Annotated in this window: 11 protein-coding genes and 1 pseudogene; 7 read left to right on the top strand and 5 right to left on the bottom strand. The window is 69.6% G+C overall.

From position 1 onward, the window contains the following. Positions 1–124 precede the first annotated feature (124 nt). Positions 125–793, top strand: coding sequence for an NADPH-dependent F420 reductase (gene npdG, locus QZT59_RS16660; RefSeq protein WP_290818892.1), 669 nt, complete (start codon positions 125–127; stop codon positions 791–793). Positions 794–1,003: 210 nt separating this feature from the next. Here the strand turns inward: npdG and QZT59_RS16665 are convergent, their stop codons facing one another. Continuing rightward, a complete protein-coding gene (locus tag QZT59_RS16665) occupies positions 1,004–1,273 on the bottom strand; it encodes a co-chaperone YbbN (RefSeq protein ID WP_290818893.1) in 270 nt (89 codons plus the stop codon). A gap of 208 nt (positions 1,274–1,481) precedes the next feature. On the opposite strand from QZT59_RS16665, the gene QZT59_RS16670 reads away from it, so the two are divergent. The 3 genes from QZT59_RS16670 (at position 1,482) to QZT59_RS16680 (ending at position 4,592) form a co-directional block, all read left to right on the top strand. After that, positions 1,482–2,369 (top strand): ArsR family transcriptional regulator, encoded by an 888-nt coding sequence (locus QZT59_RS16670; RefSeq protein WP_290818895.1) that lies wholly within the window; start codon positions 1,482–1,484, stop codon positions 2,367–2,369. A gap of 280 nt (positions 2,370–2,649) precedes the next feature. Beyond that, on the top strand, positions 2,650–3,660 hold the full coding sequence (locus QZT59_RS16675) for an ABC transporter ATP-binding protein (protein WP_290818897.1): 1,011 nt from the start codon (positions 2,650–2,652) through the stop codon (positions 3,658–3,660). 68 nt (positions 3,661–3,728) lie between these two features. Continuing rightward, positions 3,729–4,592, top strand: coding sequence for an ABC transporter permease subunit (locus tag QZT59_RS16680; protein WP_343195786.1), 864 nt, complete (start codon positions 3,729–3,731; stop codon positions 4,590–4,592). Positions 4,593–5,111: 519 nt separating this feature from the next. On the opposite strand, the gene QZT59_RS16685 is transcribed toward QZT59_RS16680, so the two are convergent. Then, positions 5,112–5,423, bottom strand: a complete 312-nt coding sequence (locus QZT59_RS16685) for a hypothetical protein (protein WP_290818899.1) — start codon at positions 5,421–5,423, stop codon at positions 5,112–5,114. Beyond that, positions 5,420–5,767 carry a helix-turn-helix domain-containing protein gene (locus tag QZT59_RS16690; protein ID WP_290818901.1) on the bottom strand — a complete coding sequence of 116 codons (348 nt, stop codon included), beginning with the start codon at positions 5,765–5,767 and terminating at the stop codon, positions 5,420–5,422. Before QZT59_RS16690 ends, QZT59_RS16685 begins: the two co-directional genes overlap by 4 nt. Before the next feature lie 173 nt (positions 5,768–5,940). On the opposite strand from QZT59_RS16690, the gene QZT59_RS16695 reads away from it, so the two are divergent. Continuing rightward, a complete protein-coding gene (locus QZT59_RS16695; RefSeq protein ID WP_290818903.1) occupies positions 5,941–7,095 on the top strand; it encodes a hypothetical protein in 1,155 nt (384 codons plus the stop codon). 28 nt (positions 7,096–7,123) lie between these two features. On the opposite strand, the gene QZT59_RS16700 is transcribed toward QZT59_RS16695, so the two are convergent. Together QZT59_RS16700 and QZT59_RS16705 are read right to left on the bottom strand one after the other, a co-directional pair. After that, positions 7,124–7,417 (bottom strand): DUF424 domain-containing protein, encoded by a 294-nt coding sequence (locus QZT59_RS16700; RefSeq protein ID WP_290818905.1) that lies wholly within the window; start codon positions 7,415–7,417, stop codon positions 7,124–7,126. Positions 7,418–7,481: 64 nt separating this feature from the next. After that, on the bottom strand, positions 7,482–8,294 hold the full coding sequence (locus QZT59_RS16705) for a tetratricopeptide repeat protein (protein ID WP_290818907.1): 813 nt from the start codon (positions 8,292–8,294) through the stop codon (positions 7,482–7,484). A 275-nt stretch (positions 8,295–8,569) separates the two neighbouring features. On the opposite strand from QZT59_RS16705, the gene thpR reads away from it, so the two are divergent. Both thpR and QZT59_RS16715 read left to right on the top strand, forming a co-directional pair. Next, positions 8,570–9,133 (top strand): RNA 2',3'-cyclic phosphodiesterase, encoded by a 564-nt coding sequence (gene thpR, locus QZT59_RS16710; RefSeq protein ID WP_290818909.1) that lies wholly within the window; start codon positions 8,570–8,572, stop codon positions 9,131–9,133. 335 nt (positions 9,134–9,468) lie between these two features. Further along, positions 9,469–9,822: pseudogene (locus tag QZT59_RS16715) on the top strand (hypothetical protein); the annotation flags it as partial.

Here is a 9,822-nt window from a genome sequence, read left to right on the forward strand (position 1 = left end):
GCCCGACGCGGCCTGACGCGGGCGGAACGGCCGCCGCGCCGTAACGCGGCCTGACGCGGCCGGGGTAGCGGCGACGGCCGCCAGCTTCAATCGATTTATCCGACATCCGGTCGCAGTGACGGGTATGCGCATCGCACTGCTCGGCGGCACCGGCGACATCGGCGAGGGGCTGGCCCTGCGGTGGGCTCGGGACACGAACCACGAGATCCTCGTCGGCTCGCGAGATCCGGAGAAGGCCCGAACGGCGGTCGAGTCCTACGAGGAGACCCTCGCCGCCCGCGGAGCCGACGGCGATCTCAAGGGCTTCGCGAACGAGATGGCGGCCGATCGGGCCGACGTGGTCGTGCTCTCGGTGCCGCCGTACTACGCGGGCGACACGGTCGAGGCCGTTTCCGACCGGCTCGACGCGGAGACGATCCTCGTGACCCCGGCGGTCGGCATGAAGAGCGACGAAGACGGGATGCACTATCACCCGCCGGGCGCGGGGAGCGTGACGGCGCTCGTCGCCCAGCGCGCGCCCGACGAGGTGCCGATCGTCGGCGCCTTCCACAACCTCGCGGCGGGGAAGCTGGCCGCCCTCGACGTGGACCTCGAATTCGACACGCTCGTCGTGGGCGACGACGTCGACGCGAAGGCGACGGTGGCCCGCCTCGCCGAGGAGATCGAGGGGCTACGCGCGCTCGACGCCGGGCCGATCGCGAACGCGCCGGAAGTCGAGAGCGTCACCCCGCTGGTCATCAACATCGCACGCCACAACGACGACATGCGGGACGTCGGCGTCCGGTTCGAGTAGGTCGACGTCGTCTCGGTCGGTTCGCGGTGGTCGACGTCGTCTCGGTCGGCTCGCGGTGGTCGACGCCGTCTCGGTCGGCTCGCGGTGGTCGACGCCGTCCCGGTCGGCTCGCGGTGGTCGACGCCGTCTCGGTCGGCTCGCGGCGCTAGTCCTGATCGTGGCCGCGTCGGAAAATCGCGTCCCGCTCGGCGTGTCGGTCTCGGACGGTGCTTACGCGCCCGCGGACTCGAGGGCGGCCTCGATGTCCTCGCGCTGGGTGACGCCGACGAAGCGCTCGACGATGCCGTCGTCGTTCTCGACCACCAGGGTCGGCAGCGATCGCACCTGGTACTCGTTGGCGATCTCCTGGGCCTCGTCGACGTTGATCTTCTCGACCTCGAAGCGGTCGTCCCAGTCCTCCTCGAGTTCCTCGAGGATCGGGTCCTGGGTCTTGCAGGGGCCACACCAGTCCGCGTAGAAGTCCTTGAGCGTGACAGTCATATCCTTCATCGGCCTTTCCCGCTAGTCGCGCATAAGGGTTTCCCAGTCGGGCGTGTCCGTCGCGAACGGGCGTGGTGGACGCCCCGACGCGACCGGGCGTCGCGAACCCGGGTCGGGAGACACGCCGCGCCTCGTCGAAGGTCCGCGCCGGCCCGCTCCGCGGCCGGTGACGCAAAGCGATATGTCGGTGGCGGTTCTGCAACCGGCCGTGGAACGGATCGAGCCGCACGAGGCGTTCGCGAAGCTGGCCGACGGGACGCGCGTGGAGATCCTGGAGGCGGTCGCGGCGGCCGAACGAGACGGAGAACTGCGCGAGGAGATGCCGACGCTGAGCTTCTCGGAGCTCTACGATCGCGTCGACGTCTCGAACAGCTCCCGGTTCGCCTACCACCTCGACCAGCTGACGGGCGTCTTCCTGCACAAGACCGACGACGGGTACACGTTCACGTGGGGCGGCGAACGGATCGTCCGGACGATCCTCGCCGGGGGCTACGGCAAGTCGCTCTCGTTCGAACCGGTGGCGGTGGACGGTCACTGTCCGGCCTGCGGCGAGTCCGTGCTGCGGGCCGCTCCGGCGGAGGTCACGATCCGGGTCCGCTGTGCGGCCTGCGAGCAGTGCGTCGCCTCCTATCCGCTGACGCCGGGGCTGGTCGCGGACCGCGACCCCGCCGAGATCGTCCGCGCGGCGGAACGGCGGATTCGGGCCTCCTACGACGACGTCATCGCCGGCGACTGCCCGAAGTGCGGCGGCCGCCTCGAACTCGACGTCCACGAGACCGGCGTCGCTTCCGGCGATCCGTACGCGTCGATCAGTCGGTGCCAGGAGTGCTGGGCGCCGTTCGGACTGCCGGTCTCGGTGTGGGCGCTCTCGCACCCGGCCACGGTCTCGTTTTACTGGGAGCGCGACGTCGACATCCGGGCGACGCCGTTCTGGGAGTTCGCGACGTACCTCGTCGAGGGCCGGTGGACCGTCGAGGCGACGGACGATCCCCGAACGTACCGGATCACGATCCGCGAAGCGGGGGACGAACTCCGGCTCGCCCTCGACGACGAACTCGCGGTGACCGACGTCACCCGGCTGACCAGCGAAACCTGATCGCCGGCACCGATCGCGGACCTTCGGGACGGACGGCGCGGGCGAGCGCCGCGCGGGCAGATCGGACCGATCTCGCGAGTGCGGTCGGAACCCCAACTTAATCGTCGTTGAGCCAGCGACCCGCTTTCGACGCGATTTCGGTCGATCGATCGTCGACGGAGCCCCTGCACTCAACTCCGCTTGTGTATCGGGACAGACACATGTTGGGATTTCGACAATCTTTATACGGCTTCACCCCGGGAGTCCCGAGCGACGCCGGGCGACGCCCGGGTGAGTACAGATGACGGCAATACGAACGAACGGACTGACGAAACGATACGGGGACGTGACCGCGATCGAAGACGTGAATCTCGTCGTCGAGGAGGGCGAAGTATTCGGGTTTCTGGGGCCGAACGGCGCCGGAAAATCGACGACGATCGACCTCCTGCTGGACTACGTTCGACCGACGGCGGGGACGGCCGAGGTGCTCGGCTACGACGCCCAGGGGCCGACGGACGCGATCGGTCGCCGGGTCGGCGTCCTTCCGGACGGGTTCGAACTCTACGACCGGCTCACCGGGCGCCGGCACGTCGAGTTGGCTATCGAGACGAAAGGCACCGACGACGATCCCGACGAGCTGTTCGACCGGGTCGGCCTCGAGCCGACGGCCGCCGACCGGCCGACCGGCGGCTACTCGAAGGGGATGGCCCAGCGACTGGCGATGGCGATGGCGCTCGTCGGCGATCCCGACCTGCTCATCATGGACGAGCCCACCTCCGGGCTCGATCCGCACGGCATTCGCGAGATGCAGACGCTCGTCCGCGAGGAGGCCGACGCCGGCGCGACGGTCTTTTTCTCCAGTCACATCCTCGAACACGTCGAGCGCGTCTGCGATCGGGTCGGCGTCCTCCACGACGGCCGGCTGGTCGCGGTCGACACGATCGGCGGCCTGCAGGAGTCGCTCGGCGGCGGCGCGACGGTGACCGTCGAACTCGACCGACCGGTCGCCGACGCCGTCGACTCGCTCCCCGCGCTGGAGGGCGTCACCGAGGTGGTCGCGAGCGGCCCGATCGTCGAGGTGACTTGCGCCGTTCCGTCGGCGAAGGCGGCGGTCATCACCCGCCTGGACGCCGCGGGTGCGACCGTCCTGGACGTCGGAATCGAGGACGCCTCCCTCGAATCGCTGTTCTCCGCGCTGACCGAAACCGGCGGTTCCGATCGCTTCCGGCGGGGGGCGCTCGACCCGGACGCCGACGGCGACGCGTCCGACGGCGACGATGGCGCGCTACCCGATCGGGAGGTGGTCGCGTGAACACCGAATCGCCGGCAGCGGAGGCGTCGTCCGCGCGGACGGCCGCTCGAGAATCGCGGTATTCCACGGTGCTGGCCGTCGCCCGTACAGACCTCGAGAACGTGGCGCGCTCGCGGATGCTGCTGGCCATGATCGGCCTCCTGGTCGGCTTCTCGGCGATCCTCTACGGCGCGTTCGGACTCGTCGCCGACGACGGCACCGCCGCCGAGACGCTCGCCTGGCTCGCGCTGCCGATGCAGACCGTCCTCGGCGTCGCGGCGCTGATCGTCGGTTACGTGGCGATCGTCGGCGAGCGCCGGTCGGGCAGCATCAAGCTGCTGCTGGGATTGCCGCCCACCCGGCGAGCGGTCCTCGCCGCCAAGATCCTGGGACGGAGCGCGGTCGTGGTGGCGGCCGTCGTCTCCACCTTCCTGGTCGCGGGCGCCCTCAGTCTGGCGTTTTTCGGTTCGTTACCGGCGAGATCCTGGCTCGTCCTCGCGGTCGCGACGACGCTGTTCGGGCTGGCGTTCGTCGGCCTCGCCGTCGGCGTCTCGGCGGCGGTCTCGACGCGCGGCCGGGCGATGGCGATCGTCGTCGGGCTCTTCGCCTCGTTCGTCGCGCTCTGGGAGCTCATCGTCGCCGGCCCGTACTACCTGGTCCACGGCGAGACGCCCCCGACCGACGCCGAGACCTGGTACCTCGCCGTCGACGGGCTGAATCCGATCGCGGCGTACGCCGGCATCGCGAACGACGCGGTCGCCGGCGACGTCTGGCCGCTCCAGTTCGGCTACGGCCTCCGCGAACCGGAGGCGCTGACGATGACCGCGGCCGAGCGCTACCCAGGAGAGGCCCCGTTCTACCTGCAGGAGTGGTTCGGCGCGGTCGTCCTGCTCGCGTGGTTCGCCGTTCCGCTGGCCGTCGGGTACGTTCGATTCCGTCGGACCGACCTCTGACCTCGCGAGCGCGTTTTCTGACTCGGAAACCGCTCCGGGGGGATTAGTACGTCTCCGGTCCCGCCATCGAACGGGGACCGCACCCGTGCATCGACGCGGTCCTCCCACGACCGCGACGACACGCCGCTGACACGCTACCCACGCCCGCCGTTCGACGCCGGTGCCTGCCGCGCGTTCACCCGCGCCTCTGCGCCCGACCGTCGACGCGGACGCCGGTCCTCCTGACACGTCGTCGCCGGTCTCTTCTTACTCTCCGCTGTCCGCCCGCGTCAGTTGACGATTCGGCAGCGTCAGTTGACGATTCGCCCGCGTCAGTTGACGATTCGCCCGCGTCGGTGACGATCGTCGTGACAGGAGCGCCCGTCCGGCGGTGTGCAGATCGCAGCGTCGTACCGCCCGTCCGGCGGCGTGCAGATCGTAGCGTCGTACCGCCCGTCCGGCGGCGTGCAGATCGTAGCGTCAGTCCGGACCGAAGAACGTCGGTGTCGACCGTAACGCGTCAGTGTCGACCGTAACGCGTCAGTGCCGACCGTAGAGGGAGTACATGATGGCGACCAGTCCGAGCAGGCGGCTGACGTTCTCGGCGAAGATGGTGACCACCTGGTCGGCGGCGAACAGCGTCGTGAGCGCCACGTTCAGCAGGAACGGGACGAGGGTGAGCAGCGCGAGGCCGACGGCGAGGTAGAGCATCGACCGGGCGTCGTTGCGGCGGTAGCCCCGGTAGGCCTGGTAGGCGATGACGGTTCCCAGCGCCGCGACGAGAAAGAGCGACGCCACCGTCAGGAGTTCGAACAGCGCCACCTGGTCGAGGCGGACGACGCGCCGGCTCATCGCATCCCCTCCCACATGCGGGTGAACTTGTCGGCGACGTCCTCGTCGCGGTACCGGATCTCGAGGTCCAGCTCGCCGTCCTCGAGGCCGAGTTCGAGGCGGTCGAGGTTCGCCCTGTAGACGCTGTAGTGGTTGCCGTCCTGTGCGAGTTCGGTCTCTTCGGTGACTAGCCGACACTCCGCGAGCCGATCGAGCCGCCGGTAGATCGTCGGTAGCGAAGCGTCGCACCGGTCGCTCAGTGTGCTGGCGGACATGGGTTCGACGCTCGTCTCTGTGAGGATCGCGAGTGCGTACTCGTCGTCGAGGACGTCGAGTACCTCCGCGGGGCCGGGCGCCTCACTCACTGCTATCGTATCGGAGGCGGAGGGTAATGAAAAGCGACCGGTTTTTACTGGCTCGGAAATTTCGGCGCGTACGGCCCCCGAGGCTGCTCGGATCGACCGATTCGGCGCGACGGTCGGCTCGAACCCCGTAATCCGTGAAATATTTTACGCTTGGAAAATAATACCACCCAACGATGAACCGCCGGAGCATGCTCGCAGCGACGGCGGGAACCGCGCTCGCCGGCCTCTCGGGCTGCCTGTCGATCGCGCCGTTCGACACGCCGCGGGCGGACGACCTGCTCGCGTCGGTGGCGGTCGAGCACGACCGGGAGCGAGCTTTCGAGGCGACGCGGATCCTCCGCTCGGGGCGCAACCACGCCATCCACGAGCGAACGCACCACCTCTGGCGGCTCGGTCCCGACCGGGTTCGCACGGAGACCAAGTGGTCCTACGACGAAAGCGAGGTGGGCAACGTGCGCGTGGCCCGCGAGGCGTCCGAACTCGAGTACCACGACACCACCGGGACCGTGCGGCTGCGCGGCCGGGACCGCGACGGCCTGAACCCGGCCGAACGGATCGCCGACGACTACCGGCTCGAACACGTCGGCACCGAGCGCGTCGGCTACCGGGACGTGGAGGTCGTCGACGCCGTTCCGACCACGCCGGCCGCAGACGCCAGGTCCGTCTCGGTTCGACTCGGGGACACCGAGTACGTGGTCCCGCTCGAGTCGACCGACGACGACCCGACGATCGGCGAGATGATTCGAAAGCGCCTCTGGATCGACCCGGACCTGCCGGTCTTCGTCCAGGAACGAACCGAAGTGGCGGCCGCCGGGAACGAACGCTTCGTCGACGAACGCGCCCACTACGGCATCTCGGTCGATCACGACATCGACCGGGATCGATTCGAGTTCGAGCCGCCGCGCGAGCACGTCTCCGTGGTGAAGTCGGTGCCGTCCGAGCGCTCCTGGCGCCACTCGAGCCGCGAGCGCCTCGCGGCGGAGGTGCCGTTCCCGCACCCGGACCCGACGCTGCCGGAGGGCTACGCCCTCGACGAGGGGCGGGTCATGTACGACGGCAGCGACGACGTCGTCGGCCTTCGACTGTGGTACGTGGACGAGAACCGGGACCGCCGGCTGTTCGTCACCGTCGCGACGGCCGGGCTGGTCGAGCCGGACGATCACGAGAACGGCCGAACGCGGGTCACCCGCGACGGCGTCGAGGGGGACGCCGTCGAAGCCTTCGACGTGGAGAACGTGGAGTGGGAGTGCGACGGCCGCACCTACCGCGTGGGGAGTCACCCCGATCGGGAGACGGTGCTCGAGATCGCCGAGTCGATCGACTGTTGAGAACCCGGCGCGCCCGCGAGGCCGTCGGTCAGTACAGCCGCAGCATCTGGGCGTGGAGCGTCGACTCGATCTCGAGGACGTTCGCCTCGTCGACGACGCCGGCCTCCACGGCCAGCCGGACTGACTCCGTGCCGACGATGTTGGCGACGGTCGCCCGCGAGAGCGCGTCGACGACCGTCTGCGCGTCGACCTCCTCGCCCCCGTAGAACTCCTCGGTGACGGTCAGCGAGAGCTCGCCGTCCTCGAAGGTTTCCCCGAGGACGTCGCTGTCACAGACCGCGACGAGCAGCCCCTCCGGGGTCTGGCGTTCGTTGACGATCATCGCTCCGCCTCCGGCCGGCGTCCGGCGGCGGGGGTCGTCCGTCCGCGCGGTCGATCCGTGGCGATCATTCGTCCATGCGGGCGCGACTCTCCTCGGAGACGAGTTCCTCCTCGGCCCGTTCGCGAAGGTCCGTGGCCTCCTCGGCGACCCGCTCGGCCTCGTCGTACTCGCCGAGGTCCTCGAGGATGCGCGCCTTCTCGTCCAGGACCCGCGAGTTGCGCATGCCGAGTCGGATCGCGTTGCCGATGCAGCGCAGCGCCTCCTCCGAGAGGCCGCGCTCCTGGAGGAAGAACGCGCGATTGTACCACGCCTGGCCGAAGCGGGGATCGATCTCGACCGCGCGTTCGGCGTGTTCGAGCGCCTGGGCCGTCTCGCCGAACTCCCAGAGGGCGTAGGCCAGGTTCGTCTGGGCGGTCGCGGCGTGCTCGCTCGTGGCTCGCGAGCGCTGCCCGCTCGCTTCGTCCGAGGTCCGTGACGCCTCGCCGTCGAGGGCGATCGCCTCGCGGTAGGCGCCGATCGCCTCGTCCCACTCCTCGAGTTCGGCGTGGGCGACGCCCTTGTTCGTCCAGGCCTCCTGCTCGATCCGGTCGTCGTCGGTGAACTGCGCGGCGCGCTCGAAGGCGTCGGTCGCCTGCTCGAAGCGGTTGATCCCCATGTAGTTGAGGCCGACCTCGAGGAGCTCCTCGGCGTCGACCTCGTCCCTGGGGACCTGGCGTTCGTCGAGCATGTCGGCGACGACTCGCGAGTCGACCGGGTCCACCCTGTCCGGGTCGACGTCGAGCGCCGGCGGATCCAGGTCGAACTCGTCGTACGGATCGTCGAAGCCGGCCCCCTCGGAGAAGCGGTGGCGATCCTCGCCCGCGTCGTCGTCGGTCATCGTGGCGGGATAGGCGGTCGCGAGGGTTAAGACCTGCGACCCGGGGATCGCTCGACGATCGCTGCGGGTTGACGTCGGGCGAGATCCCGACGTCGCGGGAGTGGGGCGAGATCCCGACGTCGCGGGAGTGGGGCGAGATCCCGACGTCGCGGGAGTGGGGCGAGATCCCGACGTCGCGGGAGTCAGGCGAGATATCGACGTAGCGGGAGGGGGATGAGAATCGCGACGTGGCGGCCGATCGGGGTCTTCAAGGGCGCCTCGGCCGAAGGGCCGACATGGCAGCGCGGCTGTTCGTCAGCGTGGACCTCCCCGACGAGTTCGCCGAACCGATCGCGGACCTCCAGGAGGAGTTCGCGGACGCGTCCGGGCTCGACTTCACGGATCCCGAGCAAGCCCACGTGACGCTCAAATTCCTCGGCGACGTGGCCCGATCCCGGATCCCGCGCCTCGAGGATGAGCTCGCCGCCGGCGTCGACGACGCGGGCGTCTCCCCGTTCGACGTCGTCTACGGCGGCCTCGGGGTCTTCCCGAGCCTCGAGTACATCGGCGTCCTCTGGCTCGGCGTCGAGGAGGGCGGTGCGGCGTTGACCCGCCTCCACGGGGCGATCGAGGACCGAACGACGGCCGTGGGCTTCGACGAGGAGTCCCACGACTTCACGCCCCACGTCACCCTCGCCCGGATGGACCACGCCGGCGGGAAGGAGCTGGTCCAGAACCTCGTCGACGAGCGCGACCCGACGATCGGGGAGACGACGGTCGAGGAGGTTCGGCTGACCGAAAGCACGCTCACCGCCGACGGTCCGGTGTACCAGACCGTTTCCGCCTTCTCGCTCGAGTGAACGCCCGAGAGGCGGGAATCGGTCCGCCCCTCGCCGTCACCGGTCGCCCCGTATTTCTATCGTAACGCCGTCGACGCTACCGTCTCCTCCATCTGACTGTCCGGTAATTTTGACGGTAGCGGGTTCAGATATGCCGTATTCGGTGGATACTGGTGTGGGACTAATGCCGGTGGCCGGTGTGGTGAGATCGATATGTTCGCCCGATCCGGGGCGGACGGTACCGGCGGTCGGTCGGCGCGTCGCGGCGCTTGGCCGCTGCCCGAACTCCGCCGGCCGGCGAGCGCTCGGACGGAGCGGTCGCTGCGGTCGAGGACGCCGCGGGAGGTGGCGGAGCCGTGACCGATCGACCGGCGGCCGTCGACGATGGGGAACGCCGTGGAGGTGACTCGGCAATCGACGGCGGCGAGCGCCGTGGAGGAGACTCGCCCGTCGACGATGGGGAACGCCGTGGAGGAGACTCGCCCGTCGACGATGGGGAACGCCGTGGAGGAGACTCGCCCGTCGAAGACGATCCGACGGCCGACGACGAACGCGACCGTCGACGCTACTCGCGGCGAACGATCCTCGCCGCGACCGCGGGGACGGCGGCCTTCGCGGCCCCGGCGAGCGCCGGAGGGGCGGCCGGCGAGTCCGCGGGGTCGACCTTCCGGGTGTTCGTCTACCCCGGACCGACGCCGCTGTACGCCAGA

Source organism: Halovivax sp. (assembly GCA_007119345.1).
Taxonomy (GTDB): Archaea; Halobacteriota; Halobacteria; order Halobacteriales; family Natrialbaceae; genus Halovivax.

Coding starts and splice junctions, on each gene's coding strand:
- npdG (WP_290818892.1), top strand. CDS start 125: ATGCGCATCGCACTGCTCGGCGGCACCGGCGACATCGGCGAGGGGCTG.
- QZT59_RS16665 (WP_290818893.1), bottom strand. CDS start 1,273: ATGACTGTCACGCTCAAGGACTTCTACGCGGACTGGTGTGGCCCCTGC.
- QZT59_RS16675 (WP_290818897.1), top strand. CDS start 2,650: ATGACGGCAATACGAACGAACGGACTGACGAAACGATACGGGGACGTG.
- QZT59_RS16685 (WP_290818899.1), bottom strand. CDS start 5,423: ATGAGCCGGCGCGTCGTCCGCCTCGACCAGGTGGCGCTGTTCGAACTC.
- QZT59_RS16695 (WP_290818903.1), top strand. CDS start 5,941: ATGAACCGCCGGAGCATGCTCGCAGCGACGGCGGGAACCGCGCTCGCC.
- QZT59_RS16700 (WP_290818905.1), bottom strand. CDS start 7,417: ATGATCGTCAACGAACGCCAGACCCCGGAGGGGCTGCTCGTCGCGGTC.
- QZT59_RS16705 (WP_290818907.1), bottom strand. CDS start 8,294: ATGACCGACGACGACGCGGGCGAGGATCGCCACCGCTTCTCCGAGGGG.
- thpR (WP_290818909.1), top strand. CDS start 8,570: ATGGCAGCGCGGCTGTTCGTCAGCGTGGACCTCCCCGACGAGTTCGCC.